At 67.4% G+C, this 19,648-nt stretch carries 19 protein-coding genes; 8 read left to right on the top strand and 11 right to left on the bottom strand.

Translation table 11 applies throughout. The annotated features are described in order from the left end of the window. Positions 1-2 precede the first annotated feature (2 nt). From VHP37_02075 to VHP37_02045, 7 genes are read right to left on the bottom strand one after another with little or no spacing between them, the layout of a single operon-like run. Complete coding sequence (locus tag VHP37_02075) at positions 3-974, bottom strand: tripartite tricarboxylate transporter substrate binding protein (GenBank protein ID HEX2825110.1); 972 nt, start codon at positions 972-974, stop codon at positions 3-5. A 29-nt stretch (positions 975-1,003) separates the two neighbouring features. Further along, the gene (locus VHP37_02070) at positions 1,004-1,771 is read right to left on the bottom strand and encodes an SDR family oxidoreductase (protein ID HEX2825109.1); all 768 of its coding nucleotides are present in this window, start codon (positions 1,769-1,771) and stop codon (positions 1,004-1,006) included. Next, positions 1,771-2,727 (bottom strand): tripartite tricarboxylate transporter substrate binding protein, encoded by a 957-nt coding sequence (locus VHP37_02065; GenBank protein HEX2825108.1) that lies wholly within the window; start codon positions 2,725-2,727, stop codon positions 1,771-1,773. The genes VHP37_02070 and VHP37_02065 overlap by 1 nt, the downstream gene beginning before the upstream one ends. A 14-nt stretch (positions 2,728-2,741) precedes the next feature. Continuing rightward, complete coding sequence (locus tag VHP37_02060; GenBank protein HEX2825107.1) at positions 2,742-4,127, bottom strand: MmgE/PrpD family protein; 1,386 nt, start codon at positions 4,125-4,127, stop codon at positions 2,742-2,744. Between the two features lie 29 nt (positions 4,128-4,156). Continuing rightward, on the bottom strand, positions 4,157-5,644 hold the full coding sequence (gene tcuA / locus VHP37_02055) for an FAD-dependent tricarballylate dehydrogenase TcuA (GenBank protein ID HEX2825106.1): 1,488 nt from the start codon (positions 5,642-5,644) through the stop codon (positions 4,157-4,159). A gap of 7 nt (positions 5,645-5,651) precedes the next feature. Continuing rightward, positions 5,652-7,253 carry a rhodanese-like domain-containing protein gene (locus tag VHP37_02050; GenBank protein HEX2825105.1) on the bottom strand — a complete coding sequence of 534 codons (1,602 nt, stop codon included), beginning with the start codon at positions 7,251-7,253 and terminating at the stop codon, positions 5,652-5,654. Between the two features lie 27 nt (positions 7,254-7,280). After that, positions 7,281-8,441: an amidohydrolase family protein gene (locus VHP37_02045; GenBank protein ID HEX2825104.1), complete on the bottom strand. Its 1,161-nt coding sequence runs from the start codon at positions 8,439-8,441 to the stop codon at positions 7,281-7,283. A gap of 242 nt (positions 8,442-8,683) precedes the next feature. Here VHP37_02045 and VHP37_02040 point away from each other — a divergent pair, with 242 nt between their 5' ends. Genes VHP37_02040 through VHP37_02030 form a run of 3 tightly spaced genes read left to right on the top strand, consistent with a single transcriptional unit; the run spans position 8,684 to position 12,232 of the window. Next, entirely contained in the window at positions 8,684-9,652 is a 969-nt protein-coding gene (locus VHP37_02040; protein HEX2825103.1) for a tripartite tricarboxylate transporter substrate binding protein, read from the top strand. Between the two features lie 41 nt (positions 9,653-9,693). Beyond that, complete coding sequence (locus VHP37_02035; GenBank protein HEX2825102.1) at positions 9,694-10,857, top strand: amidohydrolase family protein; 1,164 nt, start codon at positions 9,694-9,696, stop codon at positions 10,855-10,857. A gap of 10 nt (positions 10,858-10,867) precedes the next feature. Then, the gene (locus VHP37_02030; protein HEX2825101.1) at positions 10,868-12,232 is read left to right on the top strand and encodes an MmgE/PrpD family protein; all 1,365 of its coding nucleotides are present in this window, start codon (positions 10,868-10,870) and stop codon (positions 12,230-12,232) included. Here VHP37_02030 and VHP37_02025 read toward each other — a convergent pair whose 3' ends face one another. After that, positions 12,233-13,213: an IclR family transcriptional regulator gene (locus VHP37_02025; GenBank protein HEX2825100.1), complete on the bottom strand. Its 981-nt coding sequence runs from the start codon at positions 13,211-13,213 to the stop codon at positions 12,233-12,235. It abuts the gene before it with no gap. An 83-nt stretch (positions 13,214-13,296) separates the two neighbouring features. Between VHP37_02025 and VHP37_02020 the strand changes: the two genes are divergently transcribed. Together VHP37_02020 and VHP37_02015 are read left to right on the top strand one after the other, a co-directional pair. Further along, on the top strand, positions 13,297-14,172 hold the full coding sequence (locus VHP37_02020; protein HEX2825099.1) for a tripartite tricarboxylate transporter substrate binding protein: 876 nt from the start codon (positions 13,297-13,299) through the stop codon (positions 14,170-14,172). A 1-nt stretch (position 14,173) separates the two neighbouring features. Then, positions 14,174-15,007 (top strand): amidohydrolase family protein, encoded by an 834-nt coding sequence (locus VHP37_02015; GenBank protein ID HEX2825098.1) that lies wholly within the window; start codon positions 14,174-14,176, stop codon positions 15,005-15,007. On the opposite strand, the gene VHP37_02010 is transcribed toward VHP37_02015, so the two are convergent. Genes VHP37_02010 through VHP37_02000 form a run of 3 tightly spaced genes read right to left on the bottom strand, consistent with a single transcriptional unit; the run spans position 14,994 to position 17,681 of the window. Beyond that, positions 14,994-15,857 carry an isocitrate lyase/phosphoenolpyruvate mutase family protein gene (locus tag VHP37_02010; GenBank protein HEX2825097.1) on the bottom strand — a complete coding sequence of 288 codons (864 nt, stop codon included), beginning with the start codon at positions 15,855-15,857 and terminating at the stop codon, positions 14,994-14,996. The genes VHP37_02015 and VHP37_02010 overlap by 14 nt on opposite strands. A 1-nt stretch (position 15,858) precedes the next feature. Then, positions 15,859-16,641, bottom strand: a complete 783-nt coding sequence (locus VHP37_02005; GenBank protein ID HEX2825096.1) for an aldolase/citrate lyase family protein — start codon at positions 16,639-16,641, stop codon at positions 15,859-15,861. Between the two features lie 59 nt (positions 16,642-16,700). After that, complete coding sequence (locus VHP37_02000; protein ID HEX2825095.1) at positions 16,701-17,681, bottom strand: tripartite tricarboxylate transporter substrate binding protein; 981 nt, start codon at positions 17,679-17,681, stop codon at positions 16,701-16,703. A 161-nt stretch (positions 17,682-17,842) separates the two neighbouring features. Here VHP37_02000 and VHP37_01995 point away from each other — a divergent pair, with 161 nt between their 5' ends. The 3 genes from VHP37_01995 to VHP37_01985 all read left to right on the top strand — a co-directional run bounded on the left by VHP37_01995 (position 17,843) and on the right by VHP37_01985 (position 19,615). Next, positions 17,843-18,817, top strand: coding sequence for a tripartite tricarboxylate transporter substrate-binding protein (locus tag VHP37_01995; protein HEX2825094.1), 975 nt, complete (start codon positions 17,843-17,845; stop codon positions 18,815-18,817). Between the two features lie 242 nt (positions 18,818-19,059). Next, complete coding sequence (locus tag VHP37_01990) at positions 19,060-19,269, top strand: hypothetical protein (GenBank protein ID HEX2825093.1); 210 nt, start codon at positions 19,060-19,062, stop codon at positions 19,267-19,269. Between the two features lie 22 nt (positions 19,270-19,291). Next, positions 19,292-19,615: a hypothetical protein gene (locus tag VHP37_01985; GenBank protein HEX2825092.1), complete on the top strand. Its 324-nt coding sequence runs from the start codon at positions 19,292-19,294 to the stop codon at positions 19,613-19,615. The last annotated feature ends 33 nt before the right edge of the window (positions 19,616-19,648 follow it).

Here is a 19,648-nt window from a genome sequence, read left to right as displayed (position 1 = left end):
GCTCATTCGCCCTTGATGCCCGCTTCCCTGATGATCTTGCCCCACTTCTGCGTCTCGGCCGCGATGAGCTCGCGGAATTTCTCCGACGACAGCACCGAGGGCTCGCAGCCCACCCCGTTCTTGAGCTGCTCGGCGAACTGGGGCGAGTTGCCGAACGCCATGATGTCGCGCTCGAGCGTCGAGACGATCGCCGCCGGCGTCTTGGCCGGCAGCATGTAGCCGTACCACGAGCCCGCGTCGTAGCCCGGCACGCCCGAATCGGCGATGGTCGGCAGGTCGGGCAGCATCGCGCTGCGCTTCAGACCCGTCGTAGCGAGGGCGCGCAGCTTGCGCGCGCCGCCGCTGATGAACGGCAGCATCGCGGGAATCGGCGCGATGGTCATGTCGACCTGGCCCGACATGAGATCGACGATCGAAGGTCCGTTACCCTTGTAAGGCACGTGCAGGATGTTGGTCTTGGTCATGCTCTTGAAGAGCTCGGTCGCCATATGGGTCGAGCCGCCGATACCGCCCGACGCGTAACTGAGCTTGCCGGGGTGAGCGCGTGCGATCGCGACGAGCTCGCGCACGCTCTTCGCAGGCACGGCGGGATGGACGACCAACACGTTCTGCGTGGTGGCGACGAGCGCGACCGGGATGAAGTCGGCGCGCGTGTCGAACTTGAGCTTGGTGCCGGCGAACATGCCGGGGATGTAGGCGAATGACGAGTTCGCGAGGAGCAGCGTGTAGCCGTCGGGCGGCGAGTTCGCGACCAGCTCGTTGGCGATGAATCCGCCGGCGCCGGGGCGGTTGTCCACGACGACCTGCTGGCCCATACGCTCGCCGAGGCCCTTGGCCACGACCCGCGTCACCATGTCGGCTGCGCCGCCGGGCTGGTAGCCGACGACGATACGCAGAGGCTTGACGGGAAACGACTGAGCGCCAGCCGCGGTGGCGGCGAGGCACAGTGCTGCTGCTGACAGGATCCTGCGCATTGATCTTCTCCTCGTTTCTCTTTGTAGTGTCAGACCGTCGCGGTACCGCCGCCGTCCACCGCGAGCGTGATGCCGCTCACGTACGACGCAGCAGGACTCGCAAGGAACAGCACGGCGTCCGCGATGTCGCGCGGCGCGCCCAGCCGCCCCATCGGCGGCAGCTTCTTGGCAGCCGCCGACTTCAGCTCCGCATTGCTGCTGTCGATCGCGTGATGGCGCGGCGTGTCGATCGGCCCCGGCGCGACGGCATTGATGCGCAGGCCGCGTCCGGCATACAGATCGGCGACCCCTTTGGTCAGCACGTTGACCGCGGCATTCGCACAGCACCCGGGCAAGTGCGCCGCGGTGGGCTGGCGGCCGCCGCGGCCGCTCACGTTGACGATCGCGCCTTCGCCGCGCTCGAGCATCGAAGGGATCACCGCGCGCATCGAGCGCATGTACCCGAGGAGCTTCGACTGCAGGACGGCGTCCCAGCCGGCGTCGTCCAGCTCGAGGAAATCGCCGAAGATCGGCGCGGCGCTGCAGTTGACGAGCAGGTCGATGCGCCCGCAGCGCTCCAGGATCTCGCGCGCGGCGGCGTCGACCGATGCGGCTGACGCGAGCTCGACCTTCACCGCGCTCGGCGGCCATGCACCGGCGCCGTCACGCTCGCGCCATTGCGCCGCGACGCTGCGCGACGACACGATCGCACGAGCATCCGCTTCGGTCAGCGCCGCGGCGATCTCCTGTCCGAGCGACCCCGAGCCTCCGATCACCCACGCGACTCGATCTTCGAGGCCGTATGCTCGCGCCGCCATCATTCCGCCTTGAGCTGCGCTGCTTTGATGACCTTTCCCCACTTCAGCGCGTCCGCCTTGATGAGCGCGGCGAACTCGCCCGGCGTATTGGGCGCAGGATCGAGTCCGAGCTCGGTCAGGCGCTTCTGCGTGGCGGGCACCTTCACGACCTGCACCAGCGCGTCGTTCAGCCGGGTGACGAGCTCGCGCGGCGCCGCGGCCGGCGCGAGGATGCCGTACCACGTGCTCACTTCGAATCCAGGCAGCCCGGATTCGCTCGCGGTCGGCAGCTTCGGAAAGAGCGGGTGGCGCTCCGCGGAGCACACCGCCAGCGCGCGCAGCTTTCCCGACTCGACGAAGGGCACGGCCGGCGGAATCGTCTGGAAGAGAAGCTGGCTCTCGCCGACGAGCACCGCGGTGAGCGCCTGTCCGCCGCTCTTGTACGCGACGTGCACCATCTTCACGCCGGCCATCATCTGGAAGAGCTCGGCCGACATGTGGTTGAAGCTGCCGATTCCGGATGTCGAATAGTTGAGCTGGCCGGGCTTCGATTTCGCGAGCTGGATGAGCTGCTTCACGTTCGTCACCGGTATCGACGGATGAACGACGAGCAGGTTCGCGCTGTTTACGAGGCGGGTGATCGGCGCGAAATCGTGGATCGGATCGAAGGCGAGCTTCGGATAGATCGCACCGTTCATCGCCTGCGTGCCCATGGAGCCGAGGAACAGCGTGTAGCCGTCGGGCGCTGAGCGCGCGACCGCCTCGGCGGCGATGTTGCCGCCGGCGCCTGGCCGGTTGTCCACGATGACCTGCTGTCCGAGGCGGGCGCCCAGACGGTCCGCGATCACGCGGCCGAGGATGTCGGTGGTGCCGCCCGGCCCGAAAGGCACGACGAGGCGGATGGGCTTCGCGGGATAGGCCTGCGACCACGCGGCGAACGGCAGCAGGGCGAGCGTCGCACAGAACGCGGCGCGCATTGTCGTCGAGCGCCTCACAGGATGCCGTCGAAGAACTTCGACATGTCTTCGACTGCCTCGATGGACTGTACACGTTCGATCAGGCGATTGCGCCGTGCGGCTTCGAGCGGCTCGGCGCCGTAGCCGAAGCACGCATCGAGCTTGCCGCGAAATTCCTCCGCCGTCGGCGGCGCTTCGGTGCCCCAGGGGAAGCGCTCGGCGGTGTGCGTGACGCGCCCGTGCTTGCGGGTCTCCATGCTCACCGTCGACGGAGCGCGACCGCTCCTGTTGGATTCGTCCACGACGATCGTGATCCGCCGCGTGATCTCGCGTATCGCGGGATCGAGCACCGCGGCGTCCTGGATGTCCTCGATGCTCACGCGCCGGCGCATGAGGGCGCTCGCGAGCGCGTACTGGACGCTGAACTGCGCGGTGACCTGCGGGTTGGTCGTCGGGTCGAACGGCGCGCCGACGAGCCGGTGCATGAACGGGGAATGCTTCACTTCGATCGCGGTCACGTCCTCGGGCTTGAGGTCGTATTGGCGGATCAGGGCGAACGCGGCGTCGAGCGATGCGTGGCCGCAGGCGCACGTCGGATACTTCTTCAGGTTCGTCTTCTCCTGCTCGTACGTCTTGCCGAGACCTTCGAAGAGCTTGAGCGGATCCCCCTCCTGGTAGAGCGTGAACAGGCCGAACTTGCCTTCGAGCGATTCGCGCGGCGCGGTGATGCCTCTGGACGCGAGGAGCGCGGAAAACACGCCTGCGCGCGCCGAGAACGCGCCCTGGAGCCGCTTGGTGAGCGCCTGCTCGATGTTGGCCTGCTGCGTTCCGGCGGCCTGGCTGAGCGCGATGCCGAACGCGTGCGCGGTCGCCGCGGCGTCCAGCTCCAGAAGGCTCGCCGCGGCGCCCGCGGCGCCGAACACGCCGTAGATCGAGGTCGTGAACCAGCCTTTGTGCGCGCCCGTGATGGCGCCGCCCATGCGGCACGCGAGATCGGCGCCGAGCGCGTATGCGGTCAGGAAGGCCTTGCCGCTCGCGTGCTGGCGCTCCGCCAGCGCGAGCGCCGCGGGCAGCACGCACACGTCGGCGTGGACGGTGTTGACGGAGTCGTAGTCGAGCGCCGCGCCGAAAAGGCTGTTCACGAAGACCGCCGCGGAAGCCGGAAGCTTCCCGCCGTAACCCCAGACAGTGCACTCGGGCGTGCCGCCGTCGGCGGCGACCAGCGCATGCGCTTCGGGCGCGCCCGGCGCGTCGCGGCCGGCCCATGCGCACGCGAGCGTATCGAGCATGAGCTTCTTCGACACCTCGATCGTGCTCGCCGGCAGCGCGGTGTAATCCATTGCGGCGATGTGGCGCGCCAGCCGCTCCGACACCGATTGCGAATCGACCGCAGCTTCCTTCTTCTCCAGAACGGCGCTCATGGTTCCTCCTAGGATGTGGTTCGTACGCGTCAGGCCGAACGCGCGAATTCGCCCGCCGACGTGCCGGCCGCGCGGCCGAACACCGCGCCCGAGATGAGCCCGCTGCCGCCCGGATAGTTGTTGTAGAACAGCCCGCCGACCATCTCGCCGGCGGCGTAGAGTCCCGGGATCACGCGCGAATCGACGTCGTGCACTTCGGCCGCGGTATTCACCTTCAGCCCGCCGAACGTGAAGGTGATGCCGGTCGTCACGGGATAGGCTTCGAACGGCGGCTCGTCGATGGTGTTCGCCCAGTTCGATTTGTCCACCGCGAGCCCGTTCGTGCGGCGGCCATCCTTGCTGTTCGGATCGAACGGCGTGTCCCTGGCGACGGCGGCGTTGAACTCCTTCACCGTCGCGAGGAACTGCTGCCCGTTCACGCCTTCGAGCTTCGCGGCGAGCTCCTCGAGCGTATCGGCGCGCACCTTGGTCACGCTGCGCAGGCGGTATTCGTCGCGCAGGAGCTTGAGCACCTTGCCGTCGAACACCTGGTAGGCGAGCTGCTTGGGCTGGCGCGCGAGCGCGAGGCCGCACTCGACGTACGTGTACATGCGAAAGTCGTAGCCTTCGTCGAAGTAGCGCCGCCCTTCCGCGTTGACGAGGATGCCGAACGGATAGCTGTGCTTCTGAAAGGCGTCGCCGAACTTGAGATCCCCGTAGTTGGGCGCGTTGAGGTCGCCGGCGACCACGTGACAGCCCGACCAGTTGCCGTACGGCAGCGCACCGGCGTCGATCGCCATGCGCAGACCGTCTCCGGTGTTGAAGCGCGATCCGCGCACCTTGGCGAGATCCCAGCCCGGTCCGAGGTAGCGCGCCCGCCACTCGGCGTTCGCCTCGAAACCGCCGCACGCGAGGATCACCGCGCGGCTGCGCACTTCCTGCGTCACGCCGGCGATGCGCGCGGTCACGCCGTGCACGCCGGTGTCGTCGGCGATGAGCGAAAGCGCGCGCGCGTCGTAGCGCACGTCGATGCCGCGGTCGGCCGCGAGCTTGTAGAGCGCATCGACCAGCCCCGCCCCGCCGCCGACGACTTCCACCACCACGCCGCCGGAGAACGTGAAGCGCCCGCCGACCTTGTAGGCCTGCTTGCCGTACTTGGGCACGTAGCGCAGTCCCAGCGAGCGCAGCCAGCACACCGTCTCGAAGCTTCTCTTCGCGAGCATCTCCGCCAGGTCGGGATCGCTGCGGTAATCGGTGCAGCGCGCGATGTCGTCGAAGAACTCGTCTTCGGGATAGCGGCCGAAATCGGTCTCCTCTTTCTCCTTGTCGGTGAGGTCGGGCACGACTTTCAGGAGATCGTCGAGACCGTTGAACGCGAAGCGCATCGAGCCTTCGGTGAAGCGGCTGTTGCCGCCGCGCTCGTCTTCGGGCGCGCGCTCGAGGACCATCACCGACACGCCTTGCGCGCGCGCGGCGAGCGCCGCGCACAGGGCGGCGTTGCCGCCGCCGATGACCAGTACGTCCGTCGAAATCGTCATGTCTGCTCTACTCCACGGGAAAGTGCCGGAAGCGCGCGTCGTCGTCGCGTCCGATCTGGGTGATGAGGTCGACTTCCCACGTGAGGTAGTCCTTCATCGCGTGCTCGCGGTCGCCGGTGCGCTCGTGGGGGCGTACCCAGACGTCTTCGGTGTCGTCGGTGAGCCGCGTCTCGCCGGCCTCGAGCGGATAGCCCGCCGCGCGCCACGCGTCGGTCCCGCCGTCGAGCACGAGCACCGGCGCGCCGGTGAGCCCCGCGGCTTCCGCGGCCGCGAGCTTCGCGAGCACGCCGTCGGCCGAAGCGATCGCGAGCGGCTTGCCCGGCGCAAGCTTCGACAGGTTCTGCGCGAGGTTCGCGCGGATGCCGTGCCACGCGCCGGGGATGTGGCCTTCGCGATAGCGCGGCCGCGTGTCGAGGTCGAGCACGCTCACGGCGTCGCCGTCGAGCTTCTGCCTGAGCGCTGCCGGCGAGACAGCTTCACAGCGGATCGCGTCGAGCCCGAGCACCGGATGCGCCGCCGGGCCCGCCACCCACTGGCCGCATTCCATCGCGTTCTCGAGCACGTAGACGTGGTCCCAGCCCATCTGCACGAGCCACGACGCGGTCATGGTCGCGCGCACGCCGTGATCGTCGATGAGCACGATGCGGGCGTTGCGAACCGCGACGAACGCGTCGGTCGTCTGTACGAGCTGGCCGCCGGGGGCCGACACGCTGCCCTCCATGTGCTTCTCGGCGAACTCCTCGGGGCTGCGCACGTCGAGGAGGTACAGCGTGCGGGTCGACGCTTCGGCTTGGAACGCGTCGAGCTGCGCGGCGCCGATCGACTGCACTCCGAAGCGCCGCGCGACGCGCTCCTTCACCGCTTTGGCCTTGGCGAGCCCGGCCTCGCTCGGCCTGGGCGCGATCAGGTCCTGGTTGTTGGCGACCGGGAAACCGGCGAGATGCCAGCCCATCGTCCCGTTCTTGAGCGCGACCACGCGGTTCGGGATGCCCGCGTTCAGCAGCGACTGCGCGCCGATGATGCTGCGCGTGCGCCCGGCGCAGTTCACGACGACCAGGGTGTCGTCGGACTTCACGAGGTCGTGCACGCGGTACGCGAGCTCGGCGCCCGGGCAGTCGATGCCGCCGGGAATGCTCACGCGCTTGTATTCGGCGAGCGGCCGGCTGTCGAGGATCACGAGGTCGTCGCCGCGCTCGATGCGCGACTTGAGCTCGGCCGGCTCCATGCGCGGCGTCTCATAGTGATGCTCGACGAACTCGCCGAACGCCTTGCTCGGCACGTTGACGCCGCTGTAGACCTCGTAACCCGCGGCGGCCCAGGCGGACAGCCCGCCGTCGAGCACCGCGACGTCGGTGTAACCGTGCTTGCCGAGCACCGCCGCAGCGCGCGCGGCCAGGCCTTCGCCGTCGTCGGTCAGCACCACGCGGGTCGAGCGGCGCGGCACGAGCAGCGGCGCACGGATCTCGAGCTGAGAGAGCGGCGCCGGCACGGCGAGCAGCATGTGCGCCTTGGCGAAGACGCCTTCCTCGCGCACGTCGAGCAGCGCGATCTCTTCGCCGTCGTGCAGCATGCGTTTGACGACATCGGCGCCGACGAGCCTGGCTTCCATGGTCCCTCCTCCTTCTGTTCTTGTGTGCTAGTTCGGCAGCATGTTCAGCGCCGAGCCGCTGCGGATCACGTCCTTGTCGGCTTCCGAGATCCGCGGGTGATCGCGCAGGAGCTGCACGTCCTTGTACTTCATGCGCCCGCCCGGATCGTCGTGCGGGTAGTCGGTCGCGAACAGGAACTGCGAGGCGCCGATGAGATCGATCGAGTCCGGCAGCTCCGGCTCCTCGGTCTCGATCGTGAAGAAGAGGTTCTTCCTGAAGTAATGGCTGACCGGCTCGTTGTTGCGGCTCTCGTACTCCTCCACCGTCGTGAGGCGCTTACCTGCCGAGAGCCGCTCCGCGCCCGGCTTCACGCGGCGATGGAAGCGCGCCTGCGCGTCCTCGTCCTCGTAGTTCAGCGGCGGCTTCACGTACGCGGCGTCGAAGCGCTCGACGATCGGCTTGATGAACGCCGAGCCGGCTTCGGTGAATACGACCTTCAGGTTCGGGCAGTCATCGAAGAGCCCGCTGGTACAGAGCGAGACGAGGCTCAACTGGCCCTCGGCCGGCGAAGCGACGTCGAGCCCGTCGCGCTGGAAGATCGACAGGTTGCTGATGCGGTGACCGTGCTGGATGTTGTGCAGAACGATCGGCATGCCGAGCGCCTCCGCCCGCTTGAAGAACGGCCACAGCTCGCGGTGGCTGCCGAGCGTCTCGGAAAACTGGTGCTCGCGCACCGGGAACACCTTGTCGACCGCGACGCTGCGAAAGCCTTCCCTGCGCGCCCACTCCATCTCCGCGATCGCGCCGTCGACGTCCTGCAGCGCGACCAGCGCGGAACCGATCAGGTTCTTCGGATACTTGCGCAGGTAATCGAGGATGCTGAGGTTGTACGAGTGCGCCATCTGCGCGGCGAGCTCGGGCTCGAGCGTGTAGTTGAAATAGATGGCCGAGAACTGCGGCAGCAGGAGCTGCTGCTCGATGCCGAGCTTGTCGAACTCCTCGAGCCGATGCTCCATGTCGGTCAGCCCCTTGTGCTTGCCGCCGGCGCCGGGCGGCGGCAGCGGCGTCGTTCCGCGCACGTGGTAGTTGCCGGGGAAATCCCACTTGACGAGCGTGCCTTCGGCATCGAACTCGAAGCGCGGACGCAGGTCCGCGGTCCTGCCGCTCATGTGGTCGTAGATGTCGCGCGGCAGGATATGCGTGTCCATGTCGATGATCATAGTGAGCTCTGCTTCGTGGTCTCGTGGCGGGGGCGGGCTTTGGAATGGCGCAGGGGTGCAGCGGGCTAATTTACGGCCACGACGAACGATGCGTCAAATTTATGGAATGGCGTTCCAATATTTAGGACACGAGGTTGTGCGTGCGCCGCCGCCATAGTAGCCTTCACCCGCTCATCGAAGGACAGGCGCGGCATCCCGGGCTGCGCATCGAACATAAGACGGAGGAGACAGTGCGAATCGCGAAGACCATCTGTGGAGCCGCGATGCTCGCCGCGGCGAGCATCGGTCACGCGGCTTCCGCGTATCCGGACAAGCCCATGCGCATGCTCGTCGGCTTTGCCGCCGGCGGCGGCACGGACATCACCGCGCGCATGGTCGCGTCGAAGATGTCCGGCGACCTGGGACAAACCGTCGTCGTGGAAAACCGGACGGGCTCGGGCGGAATGCTCGCAACCGCGGCCGTGGCGCGTGCGCCCGCCGACGGCTATACCCTTCTCATGGCCGCGGCGGCCGATACCGTGCAACACCTCGTGCGCAAGGATCTGTCTTACAACCTGCTGCGGGACTTCGCTCCGGTGTCGCTCGTCGTTACCGTGCCGTTCGCGCTCGCGGTCCATCCTGCCGTGCCCGCGGCGAACGTCGCCGAGCTGATCCGACTCGCGCGTGCCCGGCCCGCGAAGCTCAACTACGCCTCATCCGGCGTCGCCAGCTCGGCGCATCTTTCCAACGAGCTCTTCAACAGCATGGCTCGCGTGAAGATCGTGCACGTGCCCTACAGGGGCGTGGCGGAAGGCGTGACCGGTGTGGCGACGGGCCAGGTCGACATGGTGTTCGGCAGCTTCCCCGCGGTGATACCGCTGGCCGACGCGAAGAAGATCCGGCTGCTCGCCGTCAGCACGCCCTACCGGAGCGTGGTGATGCCGTCTCTTCCGACGGTGGCCGAGTCCGGACTGCCGGGATACGCGCGCTACGGCTGGTACGGGGTGCTGGTGCCGAGGGACGTCCCGGCGAACGTCGTGGACCGGCTCAACGCCACGATCGTCGCTGCGGTCGGCAGCCCGGACATGCGCGACAGCTTCATCAAACAGGGCCTGGAGCCGAAGACCACGACGCGCGAAGCGTTCGCGCGTTTCCTCCAGACCGAAGTCGATCAGTCGGCGGGGCTCGTGCGCTCCGCCGACCTCTCCGCACAACCGTAAGCGCGCGGGGATCTGCGCGCCCTCATCATCCCGGAACTCTCATGATCATAGACGCAGACACCCATTTTCTGCCGCCCGACATCTACGATTACGTCGGCGACGAATTCGCCGCGCTGTGCCCCCAGTTCGTGTGGGACGACAAGGGCCTCCTCGTCGACGTGCAGTTCCCCGGCGCGCCGCCGCGCGTTCCCGGCTCGACGCCGCTGCCCCCGCCCGGCACCGGCGCGCGCTATCGCGGCGCGTACTACATGGACGAGCGTCTCGCGGACTACGCGAAGCTCGGCATCGACAAGCAGTTCCTGTTTCCCCAGCTCACCTCGGCACTGTTCACCTATCTGATCGAGCCGCGCCTCGCGAACGCGATGGCGCACTCCTGGAACCTCTCGATCCTCAAGCTCCTGAAGCGGTACCCGGACGCGCTGATCGGCGGCGCCCTGGTGGCGCTCCAGGACGTGGACAACGCCATTCGCGAGATGGAGTGGGCGCGGGAGAACGGCTTTTGCGCGGTCATCCTCGACAAGGTCTTCCCGGTGAAGGAGCACTGCTACTCCGATCCTTTCGGCAGCCACCGCGAGCTCTGGCCGTTCTTCGCCCGCGCCGAAGCGCTCGGCATGCCGCTCTTCCTGCACAACATCCAGCACGGCCACCGGATCACGAACCTGCTCAACTACCAGTACAACGGGCTCGATGTGCTCGCGCCTCAGGAAGGCCAGATGAGCCTGGTCTCACTCATCACGAGCGGCCTCCTCGACGACTTCCCCAAGCTCAACTTCGTCTTCACCGAGGCCGGCGTGAGCTTCATCAAGCCGCTGGTCGCCCACCTCGATTCGGTGTTCAAGAACGAAGTCGTCGACTACGAATCGGAAGACGCCGCGCCGCGCTTCAACTATCGCAAGCTCGAGGGCGGCAAGCGCATCGTCTCCCCCGAGGACTACAAGGCGAAGAACCGCAAGGCACCGAGCGATTACTTCAAGTCGAATCTGTACTTCACGATAGAGACCGAGGAGGCCGAGCTCACCGAAGCCGTGCAGCTCTTCGGCGCGTCGCAGTTCCTCTTCGCGACCGACTACCCGCACGACGATCCGGGCGGCCGCATGAAATACAAGGACGTCCAGCTCTTCACCGACAACCGCGGCATCTCCGAAGCGGACAAGGCGCTCATCTGGTCGGGGAACGCGGAGCGTCTCCTCTCCGGCATCCAGTAGCGGAGCGCACATGGACGAACTGTCGATATCGCAGCGCCTCGCCGCCCACGTCGCCGGGACTCGCTGGGAAGATCTTTCTAAGGACGCGCTCGATGCCGCGAAGCGCATGACACTCGATACGCTCGCGGTGGCCTGGGCCGGCGCGGACGCGCCGGGAATAGAGTCGGTGCGCACGCTGATGATCGAAGAAGGCGGAGCCGCGCACGGCAGCGTCTGGACGACGGCGGTGCGCCTGCCCGCGCGCGTTGCGGCATTCCTGAACAGCGCGGCATCCGCGGCGCTCGACTTCGACGGCATGCGCGCTACGGAGCGCGGGAGCGTGCACGCCGACAGCGTCGTGTTGCCCGCGGCCCTCGCGGTCGCCGAGCGAGAGGATCGCAGCGGGCGCGAGCTCCTCGAAGCGCTGGTGCTGGGTAACGACGTCGTGACACGGCTCGGGGCCGCATCCGCGCTGCCGCACAAAGGCTGGTATCTCACGTCCATCTACGGAATCTTCGGCGCCGCCGCGGCCGCGGCGCGTCTCATGCGGCTCGACGCCGAAGCGACGGCGCATGCGTTCGGGCTCGCGGCGAACCATGCCGCCGCGACCCAGCTTCCGAATATCGAACGCAGCCTCGCGAAACGCTACTCGTCGTCTTTCGCCGCACACGACGGCGTGCTCGCGGCTTCGATGGCGGCATGCGGCATCACCGCGGCGACTCAGGCGTTCGAAGGACGCTCCGGCTTTTACGATCTCTATCAGAACGGCGAGCCCGCACTCCTGTTTGATGGACTGGGCCGCACCTGGCCCCACGTGCACACCGGGGTGAAGCGCTATCCGAGCTGCGCCTGCAACCACACCGCGGTCGAGGCCGCGCTCTATCTCGCGCGAGAGTTCGCCCCGGATTCCCAGGACATCGTAAGCGCCGACGTAACGATCTCGCCTTATGTGCACCGCCTGGTGGGCGCGCCGTTCGACCCGGGCGAGGATCCGCAGGTCGCGGCGCAGTTCAGCGTCCAGTATTCCGTCGCGGTGGCGATGCTGCGCAAACGATTCGGAGTCGCTGATATCGCGCCGGGGGCGGTCTGCGACCCGCAGACGGTGCGCTTCGCCCGATCGATCGAAGTGCGCGTGGAGAATGCATGGGGCAACAGCCGTGCCGCGACGGTGGCGCTCACCACCCGGCGACACGGGCGGCGCGAGCATCACGTCGAGCACATCCCCGGCTCGGAGAAGGCGCCCCTCAGCGAACGCGACCTGAGCGACAAGGCGCTCGATTGCCTGCAGGCGGGCCCTGCTCCGCTCGACCGCGAGCGCGCCGAACGTCTGATAGCAACGATCCTGACGCTCGAGACGCTGCCGGACGCGAACGCGCTCCTGGCAGGCGTTCGGTAATCAGGCGGCGAGCGTGGAGGAACCCGCGCGCGCCAGCATCGGACGGTAGCCCAGCTCCCGCGAGATCCGCGCGGCGGTCTGCTTGAGCGCTTCGGCGAAGCCGAGAAGCTTCGTGCGATTGGTGCGCTCTTTGAGAGCGGTGATGCCGATCGCGGCGATCCCCTGCCGATACGCGGTGTGGATCGGAGCGGAGACACCGCAAACGCCTTCGCGCCATTCGCCGTCGTTGATCGCGTAACCGTTCTTGCGCACGTTCTCGAGCACCTTCCGCACCTCGGCCGGCTTGGTGAGAGTGCGCGCCGTGTGCTTGTCCAGTGTCTTCTTCAGATACTCATCCGCGAACTCGCCGTTGAAAGCCAACAGGAGCTTGCCGCTCGCGCTGCAGTGGGGAGGGGCAGCGCCGCCGATCGTCGCGTTGATGCGAATCGGATAGCTGCTCTCCAGCACGTCGAGGTAGACCACCGTCCCGGCGCTCACGGCCGCCAGGTAGACGGACTCGCCGGTCGAGGCATTGAGCTGCTTCAGATAGGGCTTGGCGATCTGCACGAAATCGAGACGGCCGAGCACGAGGCTGCCGAGCTCCCACATCTTGAGCGTAGGCGCGTAATCGCCGCTTTCGAGCTGATGGACGTAGCCCAGATCGACCAGCGTCCGAAGAATGCGGTGCGCGTTGCTCCGCGTGAGCTTGAATCGGCTCGCGAGCGCGCTCACCGCGACGGGATTCTCCACACGGCACAGATGCTCGAACGCGCGTAGTACTTTTGCTGCGGTTTTGTCCACAAAGAAACGAAGAACGTCACGACAGGAAGGCGGCACAAAATGTAGCAGATGAAACACCGTCCTGTATATTAGAACGTGCTCGCGGTTGTTCGAAACCTTGGTAACACCCTCGCTCCACGAGATATCATCGGCACGCAGCGCGAAGCAACGCGCGTCGAGGTGATGGCTTGGGCCGAACAAACAAAAGACACCGTGCGCCACGGGATTGCTTCGTCGCTTTGCTCCTCGCAATGACGGCGGCGGCAAGTGTCCACGCTCAGCAGTATCCCTCCAAGTCCATCCGCATGATCGCGTCCCAGGCGCCGGGCGGCGGCATCGACGCGGTGTGCCGCGTCGTCGCGACGCGGCTCGCCGAATCGGTCGGCCAACCGGTGGTCGTCGACAACCGCGCCGGCGCGAACGGCTCGGTCGCGGCGGAGCTCACCGCCAAGTCGCCGCCCGACGGCTACACCCTCATGCTCGGCGCGGTCGGCAATCTCGCGACCAACGTGCTGCTCTACAAGAAGCTCGGCTACGACCCGTTGCGCGATCTCGCGCCGGTCACGTCGGCGGTGTCGAGCGGCAACGTGCTCGTGCTGCATCCTTCGGTGCCGGCGAGCTCGGTGAAGGATTTGATCGCGCTCGCGCGCAAGCAGCCGAAGTCGCTGGCCTACGGCACGTCCGGCACCGGCGGCGCGGGGCACCTCGCGGGTGCGCTGTTCGCCCGCATGACGAAGATCGAGCTCCTGCACGTGCCTTATAAGGGCGGCGGGCCGGCGATGGTCGATCTCGTCGCGGGACAGACCCAGCTCGGTTTCGCGTCGCAGCCCAGCGCGGCGACGTTCATCCAGCAGGGCAGGCTCAAGGCGCTCGCGGTGACGACGGCGAAACGCTCCAAGATATTCCCGCAGCTTCCGACGATCGCCGAAGCCGGGGTTCCCGGCTACGAGTCGCACGCGTGGTACGGCTTCGTCGTGCCGGCGAAGACCCCGCAGCCGATCGTGGCGAAGCTCAACCAGGAGATCGTGCGCATCCTCAACGCGCCCGATACGATCGAAGCGCTGCGCCCGTACGGGCTCGAGCCGTGGACGATGACGCCCGAGCAGTTCGGCGCCTATATCCGGAGCGAAGGCGAGAAATGGGGCCGCATCATCCGCGAAGCCGGCATCACGGAGCAGTGACGTGCTGATCGTCGATTCGCAGGTGCACATCTGGGCGGCCAACACGCCGGAGCGGCCGTGGATGCCGAACACGCGCGCGCACCAGCCCGAGCCGCTGGGCGCGGACGAGCTTCTGCGCGAGATGGACGAAGCCGGCGTCGACCGCGTCGTCATCGTGCCGCCGCGGCTCGACGGCACGCGCAACGATCTCGCGCTGAACGCGGCACGCGCGCATCCCGATCGCTACGCGGTCATGGGCAAGATCGACGCGAAAGATCCGAAATACCGGGAATGGATGCCGACGTGGCGCGACCAGCCCGGCATGCTCGGCATCCGCTTCAACTTCAAGCGCTCGCCCGAGACCCTGGCGAGCGGCGACGCCGACTGGGTGTGGAGCGCCGCCGAGCAAGCCGGCGTGCCGATCTATGTCGGCATCTCGCAGGAGAACCTGCACGTGATGGACGCGATCGCGGACAAGCACCCCGCGCTCAAGCTCATCCTCGATCACATGGCGCTCGAGCAGGGCGTGAAGGACGACCACGCCTTCCGCAACTTCGACAAGCTGATCGCGGTCGCGAAGCGCCCCAACATCGGCGTCAAGGTGAGCTCGCTGCCCTCCTATACCGACGCGCCGTATCCGTACCGAAACCTCCATCGATACGTCCGTCGCGTCTACGACGCCTTCGGCCCGCAGCGCATGCTGTGGGGCAGCGACCTCTCACGCCTGCGCGGCAGCTACCGCGAGTGCGTGACGTTGTTCACCGAGGAGATGCCGTGGCTGTCGGGCGAAGACCTCGAGTGGATCATGGGACGCGCGGCGTGCGAGTGGCTGGGCTGGCCGGTCAGCGCACGCTGAGATAATCCCGCTGCCATCCGTCGTAATCCGCCGCGCGCGTCACGCGCGCCATCTGGTCGGCGGACGCGATGCGCGGCTTCAAGTCGGACGGCGAGCCGCCTTTCTTCAGGTGCTCGTAAGTCTCGGTCAACGCTTTCACCGCCGCCGCGATCGGCTGGTGGCCTTGCAGCGCGATGCGCACCCCCGCGTCGCGCAGGCGCTTGCGATCGACGCCGCCGCCTGCCGAGCCGGTGATGATCGGCAGGCTCACCGCGGCGTGCACCGCCTCGACGACCGCGAAATCCTCGAAGTTGACGATGAAGATCGCATCGACGCCGGTCGCCGCGTACGCTTTCGCGCGGGCGACGGTCGCTTCGGTGCCTTCGATGCCGGGCGCCGCGCAGCGGGCTGCAATCGCCAGCGACGGATCGCTGCGCGCCGCCAGCGCCGCGCGCAGCTTGCCGGTCATCTCGGGGATCGACACGCACCGGTCGGACTCGGCGCCGAACGGCGTCGGCAACACGAGGTCTTCGATCGCCACGATCGAGACGCCCGCATGCTCGGTCTCCTCGATCGTGCGCATCACGTTCAGCGCGTTGCCGTAGCCGTGGTCGGCGTCGACCATCAGCGTGAGGTTGCCCGCGCGCACCACCTGCCGGATGCGATCGGCGAACTCGGTCAGCGTGATCACCACCAGATCTGGCGCGGGCAGCGTGCTTGCGGACGCGATGGACCCGGACAGCAAGCCCAGCTCGAATCCCGCCAGCGCCGCACAGCGCGCCGACAGCGCGTCGTAGACGCTCGCCGGCGACACGCACTCGTTGCCCTGAAGGATCGCCCGTCCCCGCTGCCGCAGCTCGGTGTGTCGCATCTCAACCCTCCTTCATCGCTTTGCGCAGCTCGCCGGTCACGCGGTTGGCTTCGGCCATCATGAACGCGATGTCGCTGTTGGTCGTCAGGAACTGCGCGCCTTTCCTGATCGAATCCATCTGCCGCGGCACGTTGCGGTCGCCGCCGACGCCCGCGACCTTGCCGTGCTGTTTCGCCGCGGCGAACACGCGGTCGAGTGCAGCGATGTGCTCCGGGCTGCCCATCGCACCGGGCTTGCCCATCGCGGTGAGCAGGTCGCTCGAGCCGACGTGGATCACGTCGACCCCTTCCACCGCGGCGATGGCGGCGGCGTTGTCCAGGCCTTCGGGCGTCTCGATCATGCACACCACGAGCGTGTTATCGGTGATCGCGGCGACGGTGTCCGGCATCGACATCGGCCGGTAATCGAATTGAGGATACGCGCCGGCCACCGAGCGCCGGCCGACCGGCGGAAAGCGCGCGCGATCCACTGCGCGCTTCGCTTCCGCCGCGGTGTTGATGTCGGGGAACACGATGCCCGTCGCGCCGACGTCGAGGATCACCTGCGTCGCCGGATCGTCGCAGCTCCGGACGCGCACGAGCGGCGCGATGCCGAGGGCGAGCGCCGCCTGCGCGATCCCCGAGATCGTCTCGATGTTGTAGGCGCCGTGCTGGCCGTCGATCATCACGAAATCGTGGCCGGTCGTCTTCGCGATGCGCGCGATGTCCGCCGACCGCGCAAGCCTCGTCAGCAACCCGAGCGCAACGCCGCCCGCCTCGAACTTCTCTCTAAGTGGATGCCGCATTTCGTTCTTCTCCTTTGATTTCCTCTGCGTCCTCTGCGTCCTCTGCGGTTAAAACGCTTTTATTCGCGTATCCCCGCTTCTTTCACGAGTCTGGCCAGCCGCGCCATATCGGTCTTCATGGCCGAAGCGAGCTCCGCCGGCGTGCTGCCCACCGGCTCCATGCCCGAATTGAGAAAGCGCTCTCGCACTTCGGACACGCCCACCACCGCCACGACCGCTTCGTTGAGCCGGCGCACGATCGCTTCGGCCGTCTTCGCCGGCGCGTAGACGCCGTAGATCTGTATCGACTCATAGCCCGGCAGTCCCGCCGACGCGATCGTCGGCAGTCCCGGCGCGAGCGGCGTGGGCTCGATGCTCGTCACCGCGATCGCACGCACGCGGCCGCTCTTCACATGAGGCGTCGCGGCGCCGGTCGGGCTGAACATCACCTGGATGTTTCCCGCGACGAGGTCGGTGAGCGCGGGACCGTTGCCGCGATACGTCACGCGCAGGATGTCGGTCCTGGTCATCGACTTGAACAGCTCGGCTGCGAAGTGCGTCGACGCACCCGTGCCGCCGGAGCCATACGAGAGCGCCCCGGGCTTTGCGCGCGCGAGCGCGATCAGCTCCTGCACCGACTTCACCAGCAGCGAGGGATGCACCACGAGCGTATTCGGCGAGCGCGCGGCCCACGAGATCGGCGCGAAGTCGCGCAGCGGGTCGTAACGCACGTTGGGCTGGAGCAGCGGGATCGTCCAGATGTTGCCGGCGTAGACGAGCAGCGTGTAACCGTCTGCCGGCGCGCGCGCGACGATCTCCGCCGCGATCAATCCGCCCGCGCCGCCGCGGTTGTCGACGACCCACGGCTGCCCGAGCCGGCCGCCGATCGCCTGGCCGATCGTGCGCGCGGTGAAGTCGTTGCCGCCGCCGGGCTCGGCGGTGACGATGCGGATGGGTTTGGCCGGATAGGTCTGGGCAAAGCAGGGCAGCGCAATGAGCGAGACCGCGATCGTTACGATCGTCATTCCCGACCTGCGATAGCCGACGTGATCGGGACGCATGACTCCTCCCCTGGGCTCTTTTGCGGTGCGTTGCCACGCACCGTACATTGGTTTTCGGCGCGCCAGGCTGAAGCGTAACGCACCGCGCATCGCCAGGTATAGACTGTCCGCGACCACCGCTGCGCCGTGCAGGTTTTCCAAGTCCAAGGAGGAGGAAACAAATGAAAGCACCGCTGCTCGCCTGTGTGTTCGTCCCGGCCCTGCTCGCCGCGGTCCCGGCGGCGGCGCAGGGTTACCCCGCCAAGCCCATCACCATCGTCGTGCCGTTCTCCGCCGGAGGCCCCACCGACACGCTCGCGCGCATCATGGGCGAGCGCATGCGCAAGGTGCTCGGGCAGCCCATCCTCGTCGACAACACCACCGGCGCCGGCGGCAGCATCGGTGTGGCGAAAGTGGTCCGCGCCGCGCCCGACGGCTACATGGTGAGCCTCGGCCACTGGGGCACGCACGTGGTGAACGGCGCGTACTACAACCTCAACTACAACCTCGTGACCGACCTCGAGCCGGTGGCGATGGTGGCGACCAACCCGCAGGTCATCATCTCCAAGCCGGCCGTCCCCGCGCAGAACCTGAAGGAGCTGGTCGCGTGGGCCAAGGCGAACTCGGGCAAGGCGCTGATGGCCACCGGCGGCGTCGGCGGCGCATCGCACATGGCGGCGCTCTACTTCCAGAACGCGATCGGCACGACGTTCCAGTACGTGCCGTATCGCGGCGGCGCGCCGGCGCTGCAAGCGCTCTTCGCGGGCGAAGCCGATCTCTACGTCACGCAGGTATCGAACATCTCCGCGCATCTCAAGGCCGGCAAGCTGCGCGCATACGGCGTGACCGCAAAGACACGGCAAGCGGCGGCGCCCGAGATTCCGACCGTGGACGAGGCCGGCCTCCCGGGCCTGTACACCGCGGTCTGGCACGGCTACTGGTTCCCGAAGAACACGCCGCGCGACGTCGTCGGCAAATTCAACGCGGCGATCGTCGACACCCTCACCGACGCCGACGTGAAGAAGCGATTCGCCGACCTCGGACAGGACATCCCGACGCGCGAAGAGCAGACCCCGCAAGGGCTGTCGAAGCACCACCGCGCCGAGATCGACAAGTGGTTTCCGATCATCAGGGCGGCGGGCTTGAAAGCGGAATAACCCGCGTCCGTCATTCCCGCGAAAGCGGGAATCCATTTTCGAGGCCCTTTCAAAATGGATTCCCGATCCCGCTGACGCGGGTCGGGAATGACGATCTCTTTGCCGACCGCGCGTCGCTCCAGACCGCACTTCCTTACAGCAGTCCCCCAAAAATTCTCCCGTAAGGGCGCAGCACCGGTCGCGTCTAACGCGCACGGTGCGTGCGAGCGCGCCGGCTACCCCACCCTTACAGGAGAATCGTCATGACCAAAGCCTCTGTTTCGAAGCTTCTCATCGGCACCCTTCTGCTCGCCGCGGGCGCGGCGCAGGCCACGCCGACGTCGGTGTCGGAAGCGCCCGGCGCGTGGTATGCCGAGCGCATCGTCGTCCCCGCCGACGCGCAGGGCGCGCGCACGCCGACCTTCCCGACCGCGGCGTACGAGCACGGCAGCACGCTCGGCGCGATCATCTGACGCGCGCGGCGAGGAGACGACGATGATCACTCGAATGAAGACGATGCTCGCCGCCTGCGTGCTCGCGTTCGCGGCAACGGGCGCGGCCGCGCAAAGCCCCTTCCCGTCGGCGGCGGTCGAGTTCTCCAGCCACTTCTGGAGCGAGCGCATGATGCGCGCGATGGACAACAACAAGGACGGCATGGTGAGCCGCCAGGAGTTCCTCACCTACATGGGCCAGCAGTACGACATGATGGACACCGGCAGGAAAGGCATGCTCACCGGCTCGCAGTTCATGGACAGGAAGATGATGACGAAGACGTTCACGTTCCCGAGCTCGCCGTCGGAGAGCGGTCCGAACCGCTGAGCGCGGTCCGAGGCGATCGCCGGCCCGCCGGCG

The organism is Burkholderiales bacterium (genome assembly GCA_036262035.1).
GTDB lineage: Bacteria > Pseudomonadota > Gammaproteobacteria > Burkholderiales > SG8-41 > JAQGMV01.
The sequence above is the reverse complement of the archived record's forward strand: the minus strand, read 5'-3'. Positions and strand labels throughout refer to the sequence as shown.

Bases quoted from the DNA above. Each gene is read 5' to 3' on its own strand.
- VHP37_02010 (HEX2825097.1), bottom strand. From the start codon at position 15,857: ATGCGACACACCGAGCTGCGGCAGCGGGGACGGGCGATCCTTCAGGGC.
- VHP37_01990 (HEX2825093.1), top strand. From the start codon at position 19,060: ATGACCAAAGCCTCTGTTTCGAAGCTTCTCATCGGCACCCTTCTGCTC.
- VHP37_02000 (HEX2825095.1), bottom strand. From the start codon at position 17,681: ATGCGTCCCGATCACGTCGGCTATCGCAGGTCGGGAATGACGATCGTA.
- VHP37_02045 (HEX2825104.1), bottom strand. From the start codon at position 8,441: ATGGACACGCATATCCTGCCGCGCGACATCTACGACCACATGAGCGGC.
- VHP37_02030 (HEX2825101.1), top strand. From the start codon at position 10,868: ATGGACGAACTGTCGATATCGCAGCGCCTCGCCGCCCACGTCGCCGGG.
- VHP37_02050 (HEX2825105.1), bottom strand. From the start codon at position 7,253: ATGGAAGCCAGGCTCGTCGGCGCCGATGTCGTCAAACGCATGCTGCAC.
- VHP37_01995 (HEX2825094.1), top strand. From the start codon at position 17,843: ATGAAAGCACCGCTGCTCGCCTGTGTGTTCGTCCCGGCCCTGCTCGCC.
- VHP37_02035 (HEX2825102.1), top strand. From the start codon at position 9,694: ATGATCATAGACGCAGACACCCATTTTCTGCCGCCCGACATCTACGAT.
- VHP37_02065 (HEX2825108.1), bottom strand. From the start codon at position 2,727: ATGCGCGCCGCGTTCTGTGCGACGCTCGCCCTGCTGCCGTTCGCCGCG.
- VHP37_01985 (HEX2825092.1), top strand. From the start codon at position 19,292: ATGATCACTCGAATGAAGACGATGCTCGCCGCCTGCGTGCTCGCGTTC.
- VHP37_02070 (HEX2825109.1), bottom strand. From the start codon at position 1,771: ATGGCGGCGCGAGCATACGGCCTCGAAGATCGAGTCGCGTGGGTGATC.
- tcuA (HEX2825106.1), bottom strand. From the start codon at position 5,644: ATGACGATTTCGACGGACGTACTGGTCATCGGCGGCGGCAACGCCGCC.
- VHP37_02005 (HEX2825096.1), bottom strand. From the start codon at position 16,641: ATGCGGCATCCACTTAGAGAGAAGTTCGAGGCGGGCGGCGTTGCGCTC.
- VHP37_02060 (HEX2825107.1), bottom strand. From the start codon at position 4,127: ATGAGCGCCGTTCTGGAGAAGAAGGAAGCTGCGGTCGATTCGCAATCG.
- VHP37_02075 (HEX2825110.1), bottom strand. From the start codon at position 974: ATGCGCAGGATCCTGTCAGCAGCAGCACTGTGCCTCGCCGCCACCGCG.
- VHP37_02020 (HEX2825099.1), top strand. From the start codon at position 13,297: ATGATCGCGTCCCAGGCGCCGGGCGGCGGCATCGACGCGGTGTGCCGC.